Below are 18,793 nucleotides of genomic sequence, written 5' to 3' on the forward strand. Positions count from 1 at the left end.
GGGAGCGCTCTCAGCGAGAGAACCACCGAGGGGGCCCGAAGTCAACGGAAGTCGCGCGAGGGTCCGGTCCGCATCGAAAGATCGAGGTTTTCGATGCGGTCGGCGACGAGCGTGACGACGCCTTCGCCCGCTTGGACCAGCCCGCGGACGAGCAGTGCCGCGCTGGTGTGGGCGACGAGCCGCCAGCGCTGCCAGAGGCCGGGCGAGACGAGGACGTTGGCCATGCCCGTCTCGTCTTCGAGGTTGAGGAACGTGATCCCGCCGGCGGTCGCCGGACGTTGCCGGTGGGTGACCGCGCCGCCGACCCACACGCGCGTTCCGTCCCCGGTCCGCATCAGCTCCGCGACGGTGATCGCGCCGCGCCGGTCGAGGAGCTCGCGCAGGTACTCCACCGGGTGGCTGTCCGGGGAGACGCTCGTGGCCCACAGGTCCGCCGCAGTCACCTCCAGCCGGGTCATCCCGGGCAGCGCGGGCGCGTCGAGGCCCGGCGCGAGGCCGGGCAGGTGCCCCGGCCGGGTCGCCGCGGCCGCACCGGCGGCCCACAGGTCCTGGCGCCGGTCGCCGCCGAACCCGCTGAACGCGCCCGCCGTGGCCAGCGCTTCGGCGGCGTTCTTCTTCAGCCGCACCCGGCGGGTCAGGTCGCCGATGCTCCGGTACGGGCCGTGGGCCGCGCGTTCGGCGACGATCTCCTCGGCGAGGTCTTCGCCGAGGTGGCGGACCGCGGCGAGACCGAGCCGGAGCGCGACGCCGCCGGTGCTCCCGGCGTCCGGTTCGAGGGTGGCGCCGGCGAGGCTCGCGTTGATGTCGGGCTCGCGGATGCGCACGCCGTGGCGGCGGGCGTCGGCGACCAGGGACTGCGGGCTGTAGAACCCCATCGGCTGGGCGCGCAGCAGCCCGGCGCAGAACGCGGCCGGGTAGTAGCGCTTGAACCACGCGGACGCGTACACCAGCAGCGCGAAGGACATCGAGTGCGCTTCGGGGAAGCCGTACCCGGAAAAGGCGTGGATCTGCTCGAAGATCCGGGTGGCGAGCTCGCGGTCGAGACCGTTGGCCGCACAGCCCCGGAAGAACCGCGCCATCAGCGCCTTCATCTTGGCGCTGGACCGCTTGGCGCCCATGGCGCGGCGCAGCTGGTCGGCTTCGGCCGGGGTGAAGCTCGCGACGTCGACCGCCATCTGCATCACCTGCTCCTGGAACAGCGGCACCCCGAGGGTGCGGTCCAGGGACGCGGCCAGCAGCGGGTGCGCGTGTTCCCATTCTTCGTCGCCGCGGCGGCGCCGGATGTAGGGGTGCACCGAGCCGCCCTGGATCGGGCCGGGCCGGATGAGGGCGACTTCGACGACGAGGTCGTAGAACTTCCGCGGCCGCAACCGCGGCAGGGTCGCCAGCTGCGCGCGCGATTCCACCTGGAACACACCGACGGCGTCCGCTTCGCACAGCATGTCGTAGACCGCCGGGTCGGCGAGGTCCAGCTTCCCGATGTCCACAGTGGAACCATGGTGCTCGGCGACGAGGTCGATCATGTGGTGCAGCGCCGAAAGCATGCCGAGGCCGAGCAGGTCGAACTTGACCAGCCCGACGGCGGCGCAGTCGTCCTTGTCCCACTGCAGGACGCTGCGGTCCTTCATGGTCGCCCACTCGACCGGGACCACTTCGGACACCGGCTGCTTCGAGAGCACCATGCCGCCGGAGTGGATGCCGAGGTGGCGCGGGAAGTCCTCGATCCGCGCCGCCAGGTCGAGGACGTCGTCCGGGATCGACCCGGCCGCCTGCCGTTTCGTGGCGGCGACCCCACCCCAGCGGTCCACGAGCTTGCCGTAGGCGTCCTGCTGCCCGGGGCTGTGGCCGAGCGCCTTCGCGGCGTCGCGGATCGCCGACGGCGCCCGGTAGGTGATGACGTTGGCGACCTGCGCGGCGTGGAACCGGCCGTGCTTTTCGTAGACGTACTGGATCGCTTCCTCGCGGCGGCCGGACTCGATGTCGACGTCGATGTCCGGCGGCCCGTCCCGCTCCGGCGCGAGGAACCGCTCGAACAGCAGGTTCCACTTCACCGGGTCGGCGTGGCAGATCTCCAGCGCGTAGCAGACCGCGGAGTTCGCGGCCGAACCCCGGCCCTGGCAGAGGATGCCGGATTCCCGGCAGAACCGGACGATGTCCCAGACGACGAGGAAGTAGCCGGGGAACCCGAGCTTTTCGATGACGGCGAGTTCGTGGTCGAGCTGGGCGTAGGCCTTCGGGTTTTCCTCCCGTGGCCCGTAGCGCTTCGCCGCGCCGTGGCGGGTCAGCTCGGTCAGGAACGACATCTCGTCGTGCCCGGCCGGGACCGGGAACGGCGGCAGGTCCGGTGCGACGAGGTTGAGGTCGAACGCCACTTCGACGCCCAGGACGGCGGCCCGGCCGACCGCGCCGGGGTAGCGGCGTTCGAACCGGCGCCGCTGTTCCATCCCGGACCGCAGGAACGCCTGCCCCGACGGCGGCCGCCACCCTTCGAGGTCCTCGGCCGGCCGCCGGGCCCGGACCGCGGCGACCACGTCCGCCACGACGGCGTCTTCGGGACGGGCGTAGTGCACGTTGTTGGACACGACCGTCGGCAGCCGGAGCTCGCCGGCCATCGCGGCGAGGAGGTCGTTGGCGGTGTCGTCGCGGGGCTGCCCGTGGTCGATCAGCTCGACGGCGACGTGCGACCGCCCGAACCGGTCCACGAGCCGCCCCAGCTCGGCACGCGCGGCGGCCGGGCCCCGGTGCGCGAGCGCCTGCCGGACGGCCCCCTTGCGGCAGCCGGTGAGGACGACGACGTGCCCGGCCAGCTCATCGGCCAGTTCGTCGAAGTCGTAGAGGGGCCGTCCCTTCTCCCCACCGGCGAGCTGGGCGCGGGAGATGACGCGGCACAGCCGGTGGTAACCGGTCTGCTGCCGGGCGATCACCAGCAGATGCGACCCGGCCGGATCGGGCACACCGGCCTGCGGAGCCGGCAACCCGAGGGAAAGTTCGGCACCGAACCCGACCCGCACCCCGAGCTCCCGCGCGGCGTCGTTGAACCGCACGGCACCGTACATGCCGTCGTGGTCGGTGAGGACGAGCGCGTCGAGTTCGAGCCGCGCGGCCTCCTCGACGAGGGTCTCCGGGTGCGAGGCACCGTCGAGGAAGCTGAAGTTGGAGTGGACGTGCAGCTCGGCGTAGGGCGCCCGGATCCGGTCACCGCCGTCGTCCCGCCCGCGCCGGTTCCGCAGGTCTTCGGGCGCCCCGGCATAGCCTTCCCGCTTGCGCGACCACGCCGGGGCGTCGTTGCCGTCCCCGGGCACGGGCGGCCGCCCGGAGGCGATCCGCTCCACTTCGGACCAAGGCACGCTCGGGTTGTTGAACGCCAACGCCAGCTCCCACCGATTTCGCTGTGGGGAAGCCAGCGACTACTGTTCGAACACAGGGACGAATACCGCGGTCCGATCCTGCGGCGGGGGTGCGGCCGGTGTCAACTGTGGACGGACCGGAGTCGTGTCGGTCACAGCCGGGCGCCGGACTTCGAACGCACGGGTCAGCCGTACCACCTTCAGCCGCTGGTGGAAGTCGGCGTCGACCACCCTGATGAACGCCCACCTGACGACGGTGACGACCTCGTACCCCCCGGCCGGGGGGTACGAGGTCGTCAGCGCGACGGCGGGCGGCGCGGTCGTCACCACCGCCGCGGCGCTCAGCAGCGCGGCGACGAGCACGGCCGCGGTCCGGCGCCGGGTGGTCAAGACCGTTCCTCCGCGCCGGCCGTCAGGGCCGGCTGCGGCACAGCGATTCGCTCTTCCAGCAGTCGCCGGAGGCCTTGTTGCCGTGCGCCACGTCGGTCAGCTCGATGATCACGTGCTGGATCCCGCCCGGCTTGTCCGTCGACAGCGACACATCGGACCGGGTCCCGCTGCCCGGCGCGGCGGCGGCCACTGCGGCGACCGCCTTCACCCGGGGGCCTGAACCGCGGCGGCGCACCTTCGTGCTGGTTCCCATCTCGGATCCCCTCTCGCCGACACATGGCCGGTCGGCGACGGGAGCCTGACAGCGTTCACTGCAATCGCACTGCAGTCTTACGGAACGTGGCCGGTCGGAGGTACTCTCGGCCACGGGAGGGGGCATTGACATGCCTGATGTTCGATTCGGCGTGCTCGGGCCGGTCACGGCCTGGCGTGGTACGGCTCCGGTCGAAGTGGGTTCCGGCAAGTGCCTGCGGGTGCTCGGGGTGCTGCTGCTGCACGCGAACCAGCGGGTGGACCGCGAGCAGATCATCGAGGGCGCCTGGGACGACGGGCCGCCGAGGAGTGCGGTGAACCTCGTCCAGAAGTACGTCGGCGAGGTGCGCCGGTCGCTGGCGCTCGACGACGGCTCCCTGCAGACGGTGGGCACCGGGTACCTGCTGCGGGTGGCCCCCGACCAGCTCGACAGCACGCAATTCGCGTCCCGGCTCGCCTGGGCGCGTGAAACCCGCGGCGATGGCGACCTGATTGCCGCCCGGCGGCACCTCTCCGAGGCGATGACGCTGTGGCGCGGGCCCGCCTTCGGCGACCTCGACACCCCCGCGGCCGCCACCGAACGCGCCCGGCTGGACGAGTACCGCCTCGGCGCCCTGGAAGACCTCGCCGAGCTCGACCTGCTGCGCGGGGAGCCCGCGCTGGCCATCCCCGAGCTGTCCCGGCTCGCCGACGAGCACCCGTTCCGCGAACGCGCGCGCGAGCTGCTGATGATCGCGCTCTACCGCAGCGGCCGCCAAGGCGACGCGCTCGCCGTGTTCCACGACATCCAGCGCCTGCTGGCCGAGGAGCTCGGCGCCAACCCCGGGCACGGCCTCCAGCGCGTGCAAGCGCAGATCCTGCGCGCGGACCCCGCGCTCGAGCTGGTCACCCCGGCGGGGGAGCAGCGGCCGATCGCCCAGCTGCCCGCGGACATCCCGGACTTCACCGGCCGCGCCGGACCACTGGGCGAGCTGCTGGACCTGCTGACCCAGCGCCGGGTGGTGGTCGTCGCCGGCGCGCCGGGGACCGGGAAGTCGGCGCTCGCCGTCCGGGCGCTCCGCGACGCACGGGAGGCGTTCCCCGACGGCCAGCTCTACCTCGACCTCGCCGGCACCGCCACCGTGCCGCGGGACCCGGCGATGATGCTGGCGGAGCTGCTGCGCGCGCTCGGCGTCACGGACGCGGTCATGCCGCCCGGCCTGCACGAACGAGCCGCCCTCTACCGGTCACGGCTGGCCGATCGCCGCATGCTGGTGCTGCTCGACGACGCCGCCGGCGCCCAGCAGGTGCGGCCGCTGCTGCCGCCGTCCGGCGGCTGCGCGGTGGTGGTCACGAGCCGGCAGCGGCTGGCGGACCTGGCCGGTGCCGAGCACGTCGAGCTGGACGTGCTGTCCGCCGAAGACGCGCGGAGCCTGCTGGCCCGCATCGCCGGGGCGGAGCGCGTCGAGCGGGAACCGGAGGCGGCCGACGCGATCGTCCGGCTGTGCGGACGTCTTCCGCTGGCCATCCGGATCACCGGGGCGAAGCTCGCCAGCCGGCGGGCGTGGACCCTGCAGGTGCTGCGCGACCGCCTGGAGGACGAGTCCCGGCGGCTGCGCGAGCTGCGGGTCGGCGACCTCGACGTGCGGGCCAACTTCGACCTGAGCCTGCGCCTGCTCCCCGAAGAAGCCGTCCGGGCGTTCCGGCTGCTGGGACTGCTGGGCGCGGAAACGCTCCCCGCGTGGGTGATCGGCCCGCTCCTCGGCCGCCCGGCCGGAGACGACGTGCTGGACGCGCTCGTCGACGCCTACCTCGTGCGCCTGGTGACGACCGACCGCGCCGGCCAGCCGCGGTACCGGCTGCACGACCTGTTGCGGGCCTACGCGTCGGAAGGCGCGCAGGACTGCTACCCGGCCGAGGAACGCCGGGCCGCGGTGGAGCGGGTCCTCTCCGCCTGGCTCGCCCTCGCCGAGCAAGCCCGCGACCTGTGCTCCCCCAGCCTGTTCCGGCCGACGCCGGGCCGCGCACCGCGCTGGACCCCGGACCACACGGTCGTCGATCCCATCGCCTGGTTCGACGCCGAGCGCGGGACGTTGCTGCGGGCGATCGAACTCGCGGCCGAATGGGAGCTGGACGAACTGGCCTGGGAGCTGGCGATCGCCGCGGTGCCGTACTACGACCACCGCAGCCTCTACCAGGACTGGAACCGCAGCCACCGGATCGCCTTGGAAGCCGCCGCCGCGGCCGGCAACACCCACGGTGAAGCGGCGTTGCTGCAAGGACTCGGCCAGGTGCACATCTACCTCGACGAAATGGCCGAAGCCCGCCACGACCTGCGCCGGTGCGCGAAGCTGTACCAGGACATCGGCGATCGCCGCGGCGAAGGACTCGCGCTGGCGAGCCTGGGCACCGTGCACCGCGTCCGCGGCGAACTCGACGCGGCGCTGACCGTCGACAAGGAGGCGTTGACCCACCTCGTGGCCGCCGGGCACCGGCAGGCGGAAGCGCAGATCCGGACGGCCATCGGCATCATCGGCTTCGAGCAGGGCGCCGACGACGCCGGCCGGTGGATCGAGGACGGCCTGCGGATCGCGCGCCTCCTCCGCGACCGGCACCGGCAGGCGGTGATCCTCCGCACGCTCAGCCGCTACCACTTGGGGATCGGCGACACCCCGGCCGCGCTGCGCGACCTCACCGAAGCGCTGACGGTCTTCAACGAAATCAGCGACGCCCGGTGCGGCGCCTACACCGACCAGCGGCTCGGCGCGATCTACGCCGAGCTCGGTGACCGTCCCCGGGCGGAGTCGGCCCTCCAGCGCGCGGCGTACGTGTTCCGCGTCAACGGCGACCGCAGCAACGAGGCGGCGTGCTGGCAGCAGCTCGGCGAGCTCGAAAGCGAACTCGGCGACGCGGCCGCGGCCCGGCACCACCTGGGCCTGGCGGTCGGGCTGTGGCAAGCCGTCGGTCTGCCGGAGCGCGCCGAACAGGTGCAGGCCGCGCTGGAGGCGGCGGCCGGGTGACGCTCCGGTCCGCCCGGCTGTGCGTCACGCGTTCGCGAGACCGCGGACCGCGCCGGCGACGGCACGGAAGTCCTTGCGCAGGATGGCCCCGTGGTTGGAGGCGACCTTCTCGCTGGTGATGGTGGCCTTCCGGGCGACCACGGCGTCGAGGGCGGCGCGAATCCGCTCCTGCTCGTCGCCCTTGCTGCCGAAGGACGTCCCGGACGCGATCACGTACCGCACGGGGACCGTGAGGCCGTCCAGCACCGGACCCAGCTCGCGCTCGCGGGAGAGCTTGCCGAGTTCGATGTTGCTCTCCGCCTGCTGGGCCGCGGTCATCCGCGGGGCCAGCCCGGTCGGGCGCAGCAGCGGCAGGAACCAGCTCATCCGCTTGAACAGCTTGCGGATCCGCTGCTCCATGGCGTCGTCGAGCCAGTCGTGCGGGTACGCGCCGTCGACCAGGACCGCGCCGATGGCTCGCTGCGGGTTCCGCTCGGCCCAGTGCGCCGCGACGACCGCGCCGTAGGACCAGCCCACCACCAGCGCCCGCTCCACGCCCCGGGCGGCGAGCACGGCGTCGACGTCGCGGACCGCGGCCTCGAACGAGTAGTCGGCCGAGCGCCGGGACTTGCCGCGGGCCCGCTCGTCGTAGGTGATGTGCCGGAACTCCGGCCCGAGCTCGGCGAGGACGCGGCGCCAGTAGCCCTGGGTGGCGAACTGGCCGTTGAGGTAGACCACGGGGATGCCGGGGCCGCCGGTGTCGGTGACGGCCAGTGCCGTGTCGTCCACCGGCACCATGCCGGTCCAGTCGGAGGAGGTGGTGGTGGTGGTGGTGGAGGTGCTGTTCTCGGTCATGCGGTTACTGTCGCCGCCCCGCCTGACACGGCCCTGACACCGCGCGGACAGTCCCCGCCACTAGTCGTAGCAGCCCTCGACGGTCCACTGTGGAGTATCACCGACGGTGGCTCTGAGCAGGAGCGCGATGTCGCCGTCTTCCGCGGAGGCGCCCTCCAGGACCACCTGGATGCGGGCGAGGGGCCGCTCGCCTCGGCGGCCGGGCAGGGCCGGGTGCACGACCCACGGGCCCGCCGAGCCGATGACCCGGCGCGGCGGTCCCCCGTCGACGGCGACCGTCGACGGCGGGTAGCCGAGTTCGCCGCGCGTGGTGCAGCGGACGACGTCGCCGACCGCGTCGAGTACCTCGGCCGGCACCGGGCGGGGCGGCACCACCGTCGGTGAGGGCGCGGGCAGCCGGCCCGGCCACGGCCGGTCCGCGGCCAGGGGACGGCGCGGCTCGCCCCACGGGATGAGCCGGACGCGTTCGGCCGGGCCGCGGCCGCCGTCCAGCAGCGGGGTGACGACCGCGTCCGGGCCCAGCAGGCCCTGGATGCGGACCAGGGCGCGGCCGGCGCGTTCGGCGGCGTCGGCGTCGCGGCCCACCGAGCCGAGCTGCAGCTGCAGCGCTTGGCCGCCGACGACCTCTTCGGGGTCGAGGCGCAGCCGGACGATGCCGGCGGTGGGCCGGTCCCGCGCGGTGAGCCAGCCTTCGCACTGCCACCGCACGCGATCGGCCGTCGAGCGGGCGGTGAGGGGCTCGGCGCAGCGCCAGACGCGTACGCGTTCTTCACCGGCTTCGGTGACGGCGACGATGGCCAGGCGCGTGCAGGCGAGGCCGTGGTTCGCGAGCCCGGCGAAGAAGCGCTCGCCGAGGGTCTTCGCGACGAAGGCGGCTTCGTCGATTCTTCGCAGAGGCTCTTCGAAGGTTTCGGTGACCGCCAGGTCCGGCGGAAGGGCGCGGCGCAGCGGCGGGCGTTCGGAGAGCCCCCGGGCGAGCCGGTGGGCGGTGAGGGCGTCCTTCGGGAAGCGGCCGGCGACGTCGCGTTCGGCCAGCGCGGCGAACGCGCCGAGGGTGCGCAGGCCGAGCCGCTTGAGCAGGTCGACGAGCTCCCCGCGGTCGTCACCCGGCTGGTTCAGCTCGGCGATCGAGAGCGGCGCGAGGAACTCTTTCGCCCGCCCACGCGGAACGAGCGCCGACCGGCGGGCGGCGAGGGTGGCGGCGAACAGCCCGTCGGCCACCCCGACCTGGCATTCGACCCCGGCTCGCGCGGCCACTTCGTCGATGAGCAGCTCGGCGAGGGCGGCCTCCCCGCCGAAGTACCCGGCGGCCCCGTCGACGGGCACGGCGACCAGCCCGGGCCGGACGACTTCCACCCCGACGGCCTGCCCTTCGACGGCGGCGGCCACGGGTTCGAACAGCCGGGCATCCCGATCGGGATCGTGCTGGTGCACGACGAGTCCCGGACACCGGGACTGGGCGTCCCGGCGCCGCATCCCCCGCCCGACGCCGTGGTGCCGCGCGGAAGCGGAGCAGGCCACGACCCGGTTGGCGGAGAAAACGGCGGCGGCCGAGGTGGGCGGAATCCCGGCAGCGGCCCCGGCGGCGGCGACCGGCCAGTCCGGGCACCACAGCACGAGCAACCGTGGCGCATCGCTCATCCGCCAACCAGCCCGGCGAACGACCTCGGCGCAGCGCTCATCCCGCGGCCCTGGCCCGCCGGCAGCACCGACCGACCACCAACTCCACCGGCACCAGCACCGACCGGCCGCCAGCACCAGCCGACCACCAACCCCACCGGCACCAACAGTCTCGACGCGCCCCTCATCCCGCAACCAGCCCGGCGAACGACCTCGGCGCAGCCCTCATCCGCCGACCCCGGCCCACCGCCGGCACCGACCGACCACAAACCCCACCGGCACCAGCACCGACCGGCCGCCGGCACCAGCCGACCACCGACCCGGCCGGCACCAACAGCCTCGGCATCGCCCTCATCCGCCAACCAGCCCGGCGAACAACCTCGGCACCGCCCTCATCCGCCAACCAGCCCCGGCGAACAACCTCGGCGCAGCACTCATCCGCCAACCAGCCCCGGCGAACAACCTCGGCGCAGCACTCATCCCCCGGCCCCGGCCCGCCGGCAGCACCGACCGACCACCAACCCCACCGGCACCAGCACCGATCGGCCCCCGGCACCAGCCGACCACCCACCCCGCCGGCACCAACAGCCTCGGCACCGCCCTCATCCCGCACCCCGAGCGGCCCGAAACCCGGCCCGAAACGCCCGGCCGCACCGCCGAGTTCACCCGGCCACCTCGACCAGGCGCCGCCCGGGGAGGCCGCCTCCGGCCACCGCTCCGTCCGGGCCCGGGAGCAGCAACCCCACCGATGACGGGCGCGCCGCCGCGCCGCGGCCACGGCTTGTCGCCACCACGTCGCGGGCGCGGAGGTGGCCGTGGCCGTCCTGCGTCAGGCCGTGCCAGCGGCGGCCCGACACCCTCAGCTCCAGGTCCGCTCCCGGCCACGGTCCCGCCGTCAGCAGGACCGTTCCCCGGTTGCGGACCCGGCCCGCCAGCCGGCGGGCCGTCTGGGGCTGCACCGGTGCCGGGCCGAGGACCACCACGTCGAAGCCGTCGACCAACGCCGACAACACCGCCACCAGCTCCGCGCCCGGGTCCGGCACCAGCGCGAGGCGCTCCAGGTCGACGCCGAGTTCCGCGGCCGCGGCCAGGCCCAGCTCCGGCAGGCCGGTCACCGCAGCCCAGGAACCGTTGCGGGTCGCCGCCGCGAGGAGGGCCAGTACCAGCGACGTCCCTCCGCGCACCGCGATCGTGCTGCCGCGCCGCAGCCCGCCGCCGGGGAGCAGGCGGGCCAGCTCGGGCAGCACCGCCAGCAGTTCCCCCGGCCCCGCGTCCGGCTCACGCAGCTGCGCGGCCGTGCGAACCCCGGGGATGGCCGTGAGCGCCTCCGGCACCGCCACCGCCGCTCACCTCCAGCACCACGTACTCGTACCGGAGACACCCGCGTGAGGAAGCCACAGGCGAACCCAGAACAATCATCGAACACTTGTTCGCATAGTGCGAGACGGGCGGCCCCGCTGTCAAGCCGGGCGCGGCACCGGGGGGAGGACGCCGCTGACGTAACGCACGTCGCCCATGCGCAGGTCGTCGTCCCCCAGGGGCGCGAGACCGTGGGCCGCGAGCAGCTCCCGGACGGTGCTCCCGGTCAGCTCCCAGCCGTGGGCGGCCAGGTAGGGCGCCGCTTCGTTGCGTTCACCGAAATAGCGCAGCCTCGCCATGTCCGTGTCGAAGCCCTGCCCGCGCCAGCGTCCGGAGAGCCGATCCAGGCCTTCCTTCGTCCTGGCCTCGTCGCCCGGTCGCGGGTTGGGCCGGTTCTCGGTGGCCACCCGGCTGCCCGGCGCGCTGAGTTCGGTGACGGTGTCGAGCAGCCGGTCCTGCGCCTCGGGCGGCAGGTAGCCGAGCAGGCCTTCGGCGCTCCACGCGGTCGGCCGCGCCGGGTCGAAGCCGGCGGCGCGCAGCGCGGCGGGCCAGTCCTCGCGCAGGTCGGCCGCCACCACCCGCCGGTCGGCGGTGGGCTCGGCGCCCAGCCCGGCCAGAGTGCGGGTCTTGAATTCGAGGACCTCCGGCCGGTCGACCTCGTACACGACGGTCCCGGCGGGCCACGGCAGCCGGTACGCGCGCGAATCCAGGCCCGCGGCCAGGATCACGATCTGCGAGAGAGCCGCCGCGCGGAAGAACTCGTCGTAGAACTTCGTCCGCACCTTGGCCAAGTCGAGCCACACCGGCTCGACCAGCTCGCCGGGCGCCGCCTCGCCGCTCGCCAGCCGGGTGAGCAGGTCGACGCCGACCGCCCGGACGAGCGGTTCGGCGAACCGGTCGTCGATGAACGCCGGATCCACGCGGGTCGCCATCGCCCGTGCCGCGGCGGCCATCGTGGCGGTCGCGCCGACACTCGACGCCAGGTCCCAGGTGTCGCCGTCATGCCTGCTCGAAGCCATGCTCTCCCCCGTCTTCCGGTGGCCGCGGGCCGACCACCCGGCTCATGATCCACGCGTGCCCGCCGACCTGCCGCCCGCGGGCGAACCCGAACTCCTCGAACAGTTCCACGGTGGCGGTGAACAGGAACCTCGCCGGCGCGTCCCGGCCGGCGGTCACCTCGGAGACGGCCTCGACGAGCCCGCCGCCGGCCCGCGCGATCAGGTCGAGCGCGCCGGCCAGTGCCGCGCGGGCGACGCCGTGGCCCCGGTGCTTCTTGTCGACGAAGAAGCAGGTGATCCGCCAGTCCGGCCGCGGCGGCGCGTCCTTCTCGTAGGCACGCCGGTGCTTGATGCCGGGCAGTTCGCCGGGGCTGCCGTACTGGCACCACCCCTGGGCGACGCCGTCCTCGTCGAGCACGAGCGCGGCGTGCGCGCCGCCCGTCCGCACCCGGTCCTCCTTGATCGTGCGGCGCACCGGGCCCCGCCGAGCGCGTTCCGGGTGGAAGCCGAGGCACCAGCAGCCGCCGAAGACGCCGTTGTTCCGCTCGACGAGTTCCGCGAAAGCGGCCCACGTCGAGGCTTCGAGAGGCCGGACGGTGTGCGCCATCCACGCGATTCTGCCCGGCGCACGCCGAGTCACGCACTCGGCGACCAGGCCGGTTTCGGCGGATTGGCCTTGGACACCGAAGATCGCGAGCCCCTACGGTCTCGTCCGTGAACCTCGGACGGATCGGCATCTGGAGCCCGCTGCGGCTCTTCGAACAGGAGGGTGGCCGGCTCCCGGAGACGATGGCCGAACTCGACGCGTCGGGCTTCGGCACGGTCTGGCTGGGCAACGGTCCCGCCATCATGGAAATGGCGGCCACCGTCCTCGACGCGACCTCGCGGATCACCGTGGCCACCGGCATCGCCAACATCTGGGTGCACCCGGCGGCGGCGATCGCGGCGCACCGGAGCGAACTCGCCGGGCGGCACCCGGGCCGGCTGCTGCTGGGCCTCGGCAACGGCCCGCGCGAAGCGAGCCAGTGGGCGTTGTCCCCGCACCGGCGGATGGTGGCGTACTTCGACGAGCTGGACACGCTCGGCACTCCCGCCGGAAGCCGCGTGCTGGCCGCCTCCGGTCCCCGCATGCTGGCGCTCGCCGCGGAACGCAGCATCGGCGCGCACCCGTTCCTCACGACCGCCGAGCACACCCACCTCGCCCGCACCGCGCTCGGCGAGGGCCCGTTGCTCGCCCCGGAACTGAAGGTCGTCCTGGCCGCGGACCCGGCGACCGCGCGCGCGACCGCCCGGCAGGCACTGAGCTTCTACCTGGCGAAACGCGGCTACACCGCCAATCTCCGCCGTCTCGGGTTCACCGACGAGGACTTCGCGGGCGGCGGCAGCGACCGGCTGGTGGACGCGGTCGTCGCGTGGGGTGACGTCGAGACCGTGCTCGAGCGGGTCCGTGAGCACCACCGGGCCGGCGCGGACCACGTGGCCCTGCAGGTGCTCACCTCGAACCCCGGCTTGCCCCTCGCGGAGTACCGGGAGCTCGCCGCGGCCCTCCGCTGAAGCTGTGACGCGCATCGCGGTCACACCCTCGTCCGCGGCCTCGTCCAGGGGGTGAAGCGAGAAAAGAGGACGAGATGCGCCGGATCCTGATCGTCGGCGGCGGGTACGCCGGGTTCTACGCCGCTTGGAAGCTCGAGAAGAAGCTGCGTCGCCGCGAAGCCGAGGTCACCCTCGTCGACCCGCGGCCCTACCTCACCTACCAGCCGTTCCTGCCCGAGGTCGTGGCCGGCTCGGTCGAAGCGCGGCACGCCGCCGTGTCGCTGCGGCGGCACCTGCGCCACACCCGGGTCGTCGCCGGAAAGGTCACCGCCATCGATCACGCCCACCGCGTCGTCACCGTGCAGCCGGCCGACGGCGAAGCCTTCGAACTCGGCTACGACACCGTCGTCGTGACCGCCGGGGCCGTCACGCGGATCCTGCCCGTGCCGGGCATCGCCGAGCAGGCCATCGGGCTCAAGCACGTCGAGGAGGCCGTCGCGATCCGGGACCGGCTGCTCACCGCCTTCGACCGCGCCGCCGCGCTGCCCGCCGGCCCGCAGCGGCGGAAGCTGCTCACCGTCACCTTCGTCGGCGGTGGCTTCTCGGGCGTCGAAGGCTTCGGCGAGCTGCTGTCGCTCGCGACCGCGCTGCTCAAGCGCTACCCGGAGCTGCACCGCGACGAACTGGCCTTCCACCTCGTCGAAGCGTCGGGCCGCATCCTGCCCGAGGTCACCGACCGGCCGGGGCGCTGGGTCGTGCGGGAACTGGAACGGCGGGGCGGCCGCGTCCACCTGAACACCCTGGTGACGTCGGCGAAGGACGGCCACGTAACGCTTTCGACCGGCGAGGAGTTCGACTCGGAGCTGATCGTCTGGACCGCGGGCAACGGCGCCAACCCCGTCGTCCGCCGGCACACCGACTTCCCGGTCGACGACCGCGGTCACCTCGTCGTGCGGCCGGATCTGCGGATCGAGGGCGTGCCCGATGCCTGGGCGGCCGGGGACGACGCCGCGGTGCCCGACCTCGCCTCGCCGGTCCCGGGCGTGCGCACCGTGCCCAACGCCCAGCACGCCTACCGGCAGGGAAAACTGCTGGCCCGCAACATCATCGCGACGCTGCGCGGCCGGGCACCGAAGCCGTACGTGCACCACAGCCTGGGCGCCATCGCGACGCTCGGCCTGGGCCGCGGGATCTTCCAGTACCGGAAGCTCGTCATCACGGGTCTCCCGGCGTGGCTCGTGCACCGCGGCTACCACGTGCTGGCCGTGCCCACCTGGGAACGCAAGGTCCGGGTCCTCGCGGTGTGGCTGACGCAGGCCCTGTTCGGCCGCGACATCCTCAGCCTGGCGTCGGTGCAGCACCCGCGGGACGCCTTCGTGACAGCGGGCCTCACCGTCGCCGGTGAGGCCCGCCGCGATCAAGATCAGCCCGCGAACGGGCTGGCGTCGATCGTGCAGGTCTTGCCCGCCGCGGGGAAGGTCCCCGAGATCAGGTAGTCGCGCTTGACCTGCTCGGTGCACGTGCTCGGCACGTACATCGACGAGTGCCCGTAGCCCTCGGTCACGAACACGCGTGCCCGCGCCAGTTCCGCAGCGCCGTCCTGGGCGCCGTGCAGCGGGGTGGACGGGTCGTAGCGGTTGTTCAGCACCAGGATCTCCGCCGACGTCGAGCGGTTCCACGGGCCCGTGTAGCGGTCGGTGTCCTTCGCCTTCCAGAACGCGCAGCTCATCATGTCCAGCACCGCGATCCGCCCGAAGTACGGCACGCGCTGGTCCTCCGACTCGGCGTACCGGCTGTAGATCGCCGGGTCGGTGGGCACGTCGCTGTCGGAGCACTGGATGGCGTTGAACGCCTCGGTGCGGTTCGAGGTGTACTGCTCACCGGCCACCGAGGCGGCCGTACGCAGGGCCGGCGTGGCCGGAGCGTCGTAGAGCCGCTGCAGCAGCGTGGCGATGTCCGCCCAGCCCCGCGAGTCGGACAGGTCGGCCGCCGCGTTGATGATGCCCGAGTAGGTCCACGTCTCGCCGTCGCTGACGATGGGAGCCTGCTTGGCGCGCGCGGTCAGGGCCGCCCACTTCGCCTTCGGGTCACCCGAAGAGAACGCGCACTTCGGGCCCGCTTCCGTGCACAGCCGCAGGAACTGCTCGAAGGTCTGCGCGATGCCGGTCGCGACGTCCTGCCGGGTGTCCAGCGGGACACTCTTGCCGTTGCCGTTCTGGCCGGTCGAGTTGCCGGCGAAGTCCATGGTGCCGTCGAACACCATCGCCCGGATCCGGTTCGGGAACAGGTTCGCGTAGGTCGCCCCGAGCTGCGTTCCGTAGGAAATGCCGTGGTAGTTCAGCTTCGGGTCGCCGACCGCGCGGCGCAGCATTTCCAGGTCGCGGGCCGTGTTGGCCGTGGAGACGTGCTCGAGGATCGGGCCCGCCTTCGCCGAGCAGCGGTCGGCGAGCTCCTTCGACTTGGCGTAGAAGGCCGCGTTGCCGCTCGCGTCGCCCGGCATCTCCGGGAACGACCCGAAGAAGTCCTGCTGCTCGGCCACGGAGTCGAAGCACCGGACCGCCGTGCTGTTGGCGATCCCGCGCGGGTCCCACGAGACCAGGTCGAACCGCGCGCGCAGCTCGTCGGAGAACAGCCACGGCCACTTGCCGCGCTCCCGCAGCCGCTGCAGGCCGGACGCGCCGGGCCCGCCGAAGTTGACGAACAGCGTGCCGATCCGGTGCGCGGGATCGGTGGCGGGCAGCTTGATCAGCGCCAGGTCGATCTTCGTGCCGGCCGGCCGGTCGTAGTCCAGCGGCACGGAAGCCTTGGAGCACTGGAACCCGTCGGCGCAGTCGGTCCAGCTCAGCTGTGGCGTCGGCACCTTGTCGATGGAGGCCGGTGCCGCGGACGCGACCGCCGGGCCCGCCGCGACGGCCATCGAGACACCGAGTGCGACGACCACGCCGCGCACGATGCCTCCCCCAGAAAATCGACGCACGAAAAGTCCCTTCGGAGAGGAAACGATCACTTCGCCTCCACAGACGGGCGAGGGGGTACCGAGGTTGGCTCCGGCTGCCGAAAAAGATCACTGCGGCTTTCGGGGGTTCCGGGTGGCGGAGCCCCCGGCCCGGGGCGAAGCCCCGGAATGACACTGGCCCCAGTGACACCACTTAGCTACAGTGCTAGCTAACTAGATAAATGGAGTTGCCGATGATCGAGTTCCACCTGGACGCGAGGTCCGGCTTGTCGCCGTACCAGCAGCTGGTCCAGCAGGTGCGGCACGCGCTGCGCCTCGGCCTGCTGAACGAGGGAGACCAGCTCCCGAAGGTCAAGGACGTGGTCGCGAGCCTCGCGATCAACCCGAACACCGTGCTGAAGGCCTACCGCGAGCTGGAGCACGACGGCCTGGTCGCGGCCCGCCCCGGCGTCGGCACGTTCGTGACGGCGACGTTGAACGGCGGCGCCTCGTTCGCCGTGCTCGGACCGCTGCGGCGCGACCTGCGCCGCTGGCTTTCCCAGGCCCGCAAGGCGGGTCTCGACGAGGAGAGCATCGAAGCCTTGTTGATGTCCACGTTTCGCGACTCCGCCAGAGAGGACATAGCGTGACTGTCCTGAAAGCCCAGGGCCTGGGCAAGAAGTACAAGCGCAAGCAGGCGCTGACCGGCTGCACGCTGGAGATCGAGGCCGGTCACGTCACCGGGCTCGTCGGCCCGAACGGCGCCGGCAAGTCGACGCTGCTGAACATCGCGGCCGGCATGCTGGAGCCGACGAGCGGCACGATCGAGGTGTGCGGCGGGGTGCCCGGCAGCGGCCCGGAGCAGCTGGCCAAGGTCGGGTACGTGGCCCAGAACACGCCGGTCTACAGTGGACTGTCCATCGAGGAGCACCTGCGGCTCGGCGCCCACCTCAACCCCGGCTGGGACGCCTCGCTCGCGGAAAAGCGCATCGAACGGCTCGGGCTGGACCCGAAGCAGCACGCCGGCAAGCTGTCCGGCGGTCAGCGCGCCCAGCTGGCGCTCACGATCGGCATCGCCAAGCGACCCGAACTGCTGCTGCTCGACGAGCCGGTCGCGGCGCTGGACCCGCTGGCCCGCCGCGAGTTCCTGCAGGACCTCATGGAGGCCGTCGCCGAGCACGGGCTGTCCGTCGTCATGTCTTCGCACCTGGTCAACGACCTGGAACGGGTCTGCGACCACCTCGTCGTGCTGGTGGACTCCCAGGTCCGGGTGATCGGCGAAGTGGAGACGCTGCTCGCCACGCACCACCGGCTTTCCGGGCCGCGGCGCGACGTCGAGACGCTGCCGGCGGACCAGCACGTCGTGTCGGCCAAGCACACCGACCGCCAGACCACCGTCCTCGTCCGCACCGAGGCGCCGATCCTCGACCCCGCGTGGACGGTCGGGCAGCTCGGCCTGGAGGACCTCGTCCTCGAGTACATGAGCAACCCCACCGCCGCCCGCCCCGCCCTGGAGGTCCTCCGATGACCTGGCTGACCTGGCGCCAGTTCCGCATGCCCGCGTTGTCCGTGCTCGCCGGCCTGATCGCGATCTCGATCGTGCTCGCGATCACCGGTCCGGACCTGGTGGGGCGCACCGACTTCTCCGACGAGGACGCCCTCTTCGGCGGAACCATCCTCGCGCTGTACCTGCTGCCCGCGGTGATCGGCGTCTTCTGGGGCGTCCCGATGATCACCCGCGAGCTGGAGAGCGGAACGCACAGCCTGGTGTGGAACCAGACCGTCACGCGCAAGCGGTGGCTCGCGACCAAGCTCGGGTACGGGGTCCTCGCCGCGATGGTGGCGGGCGGGCTGCTCGGCTGGGCGGTGTCGTGGTGGGCGAGCCCGATCGACGCGCTCGCCGCCACGCAAACCGACCGCGGCATGCTGTCGCGCATCTCGCCGGTGGTGTTCGGCGCCCGCGGGATCGTCCCGATCGGGTACGCGGCCTTCGCCCTCGCGCTCGGCGTCGCGGTCGGGATGCTGCTGAAGCGGACCGTGGCCGCCATGGCCGTCACGCTCGCCACGCTCGCCGCCGTGCTGGTGCTGGTCCCGTTGTTCGTGCGCCCGCACCTGCTGCCGCCGCAAACCGAGACGGTCGCGATCACCGGCGAAAACATCACGAACATCAACGGCGACGACACCCACGGGATCCTGCAGATCGGCGTCCGGAAGCAGCCCGGCGCGTGGGAGCTGGCGAACGAAACCCTGGACCCGGCCGGGAACGTGGCCGACCCGCTGCCGGACTTCGTGCAGACCTGCGCGCCGCGGCCGGGCGCGGGCCCGCCGCAACACGGCACCATGGAAACGTGCATGGCCCAGCTGGGCGCGCACGGCTACCAGCAGCGGCTGACCTACCAGCCGGGCTCCCGGTTCTGGCCGCTGCAGTGGCTCGAGCTGGCGCTCTACCTCGCCGCGACGGCCCTGCTCACCTGGTTCTGCTTCCGCCGTCTCCGCCACCTGTCCTGACGATTCCGACTGGGGGAA

The 18,793-nt window shown here is 73.0% G+C and carries 15 protein-coding genes; 6 read left to right on the plus strand and 9 right to left on the minus strand.

Going from position 1 to position 18,793, the window contains the following annotated elements:
• Positions 1-41: 41 nt before the first annotated feature.
• From QRY02_RS26735 to QRY02_RS26745, 3 genes are read right to left on the minus strand one after another with little or no spacing between them, the layout of a single operon-like run.
• Entirely contained in the window at positions 42-3,368 is a 3,327-nt protein-coding gene (locus tag QRY02_RS26735) for an error-prone DNA polymerase (protein WP_285985599.1), read from the minus strand.
• Positions 3,369-3,407: 39 nt separating this feature from the next.
• Positions 3,408-3,737, minus strand: coding sequence for a hypothetical protein (locus tag QRY02_RS26740; protein ID WP_285985600.1), 330 nt, complete (start codon positions 3,735-3,737; stop codon positions 3,408-3,410).
• 22 nt (positions 3,738-3,759) lie between these two features.
• On the minus strand, positions 3,760-3,990 hold the full coding sequence (locus QRY02_RS26745) for a hypothetical protein (protein ID WP_285985601.1): 231 nt from the start codon (positions 3,988-3,990) through the stop codon (positions 3,760-3,762).
• 130 nt (positions 3,991-4,120) lie between these two features.
• Here QRY02_RS26745 and QRY02_RS26750 point away from each other — a divergent pair, with 130 nt between their 5' ends.
• A complete protein-coding gene (locus QRY02_RS26750; protein WP_285985602.1) occupies positions 4,121-6,988 on the plus strand; it encodes an AfsR/SARP family transcriptional regulator in 2,868 nt (955 codons plus the stop codon).
• A 24-nt stretch (positions 6,989-7,012) separates the two neighbouring features.
• On the opposite strand, the gene QRY02_RS26755 is transcribed toward QRY02_RS26750, so the two are convergent.
• The 5 genes from QRY02_RS26755 to QRY02_RS26775 all read right to left on the minus strand — a co-directional run bounded on the left by QRY02_RS26755 (position 7,013) and on the right by QRY02_RS26775 (position 12,406).
• On the minus strand, positions 7,013-7,822 hold the full coding sequence (locus QRY02_RS26755) for an alpha/beta fold hydrolase (RefSeq protein WP_285985603.1): 810 nt from the start codon (positions 7,820-7,822) through the stop codon (positions 7,013-7,015).
• Positions 7,823-7,882: 60 nt separating this feature from the next.
• Positions 7,883-9,463 carry a DNA polymerase Y family protein gene (locus QRY02_RS26760; protein WP_285985604.1) on the minus strand — a complete coding sequence of 527 codons (1,581 nt, stop codon included), beginning with the start codon at positions 9,461-9,463 and terminating at the stop codon, positions 7,883-7,885.
• A 641-nt stretch (positions 9,464-10,104) separates the two neighbouring features.
• Entirely contained in the window at positions 10,105-10,782 is a 678-nt protein-coding gene (gene imuA', locus QRY02_RS26765; protein WP_285985605.1) for a DnaE2-dependent mutagenesis accessory factor ImuA', read from the minus strand.
• A gap of 120 nt (positions 10,783-10,902) precedes the next feature.
• Complete coding sequence (locus tag QRY02_RS26770; protein ID WP_285985606.1) at positions 10,903-11,820, minus strand: SAM-dependent methyltransferase; 918 nt, start codon at positions 11,818-11,820, stop codon at positions 10,903-10,905.
• Entirely contained in the window at positions 11,801-12,406 is a 606-nt protein-coding gene (locus QRY02_RS26775; protein WP_285985607.1) for a GNAT family N-acetyltransferase, read from the minus strand. Before QRY02_RS26775 ends, QRY02_RS26770 begins: the two co-directional genes overlap by 20 nt.
• 107 nt (positions 12,407-12,513) lie before the next feature.
• Here QRY02_RS26775 and QRY02_RS26780 point away from each other — a divergent pair, with 107 nt between their 5' ends.
• A complete protein-coding gene (locus QRY02_RS26780; RefSeq protein WP_285985608.1) occupies positions 12,514-13,353 on the plus strand; it encodes a TIGR03620 family F420-dependent LLM class oxidoreductase in 840 nt (279 codons plus the stop codon).
• A 74-nt stretch (positions 13,354-13,427) separates the two neighbouring features.
• On the plus strand, positions 13,428-14,828 hold the full coding sequence (locus tag QRY02_RS26785) for an NAD(P)/FAD-dependent oxidoreductase (RefSeq protein ID WP_285985609.1): 1,401 nt from the start codon (positions 13,428-13,430) through the stop codon (positions 14,826-14,828).
• On the opposite strand, the gene QRY02_RS26790 is transcribed toward QRY02_RS26785, so the two are convergent.
• Positions 14,756-16,282: an alpha/beta hydrolase gene (locus QRY02_RS26790; protein ID WP_285985610.1), complete on the minus strand. Its 1,527-nt coding sequence runs from the start codon at positions 16,280-16,282 to the stop codon at positions 14,756-14,758. The two genes, QRY02_RS26785 and QRY02_RS26790, sit on opposite strands and share 73 nt — an antisense overlap.
• A gap of 239 nt (positions 16,283-16,521) precedes the next feature.
• On the opposite strand from QRY02_RS26790, the gene QRY02_RS26795 reads away from it, so the two are divergent.
• Genes QRY02_RS26795 through QRY02_RS26805 form a run of 3 tightly spaced genes read left to right on the plus strand, consistent with a single transcriptional unit; the run spans position 16,522 to position 18,775 of the window.
• Complete coding sequence (locus tag QRY02_RS26795) at positions 16,522-16,917, plus strand: GntR family transcriptional regulator (RefSeq protein ID WP_285985611.1); 396 nt, start codon at positions 16,522-16,524, stop codon at positions 16,915-16,917.
• Positions 16,914-17,795 carry an ABC transporter ATP-binding protein gene (locus QRY02_RS26800; RefSeq protein ID WP_285985612.1) on the plus strand — a complete coding sequence of 294 codons (882 nt, stop codon included), beginning with the start codon at positions 16,914-16,916 and terminating at the stop codon, positions 17,793-17,795. Before QRY02_RS26795 ends, QRY02_RS26800 begins: the two co-directional genes overlap by 4 nt.
• Positions 17,792-18,775: an ABC-2 membrane transporter-related protein gene (locus tag QRY02_RS26805; RefSeq protein ID WP_285985613.1), complete on the plus strand. Its 984-nt coding sequence runs from the start codon at positions 17,792-17,794 to the stop codon at positions 18,773-18,775. The genes QRY02_RS26800 and QRY02_RS26805 overlap by 4 nt, the downstream gene beginning before the upstream one ends.
• Positions 18,776-18,793 lie beyond the last annotated feature (18 nt).

The sequence above is a fragment of the Amycolatopsis sp. DG1A-15b genome (genome assembly GCF_030285645.1).
GTDB lineage: Bacteria > Actinomycetota > Actinomycetes > Mycobacteriales > Pseudonocardiaceae > Amycolatopsis.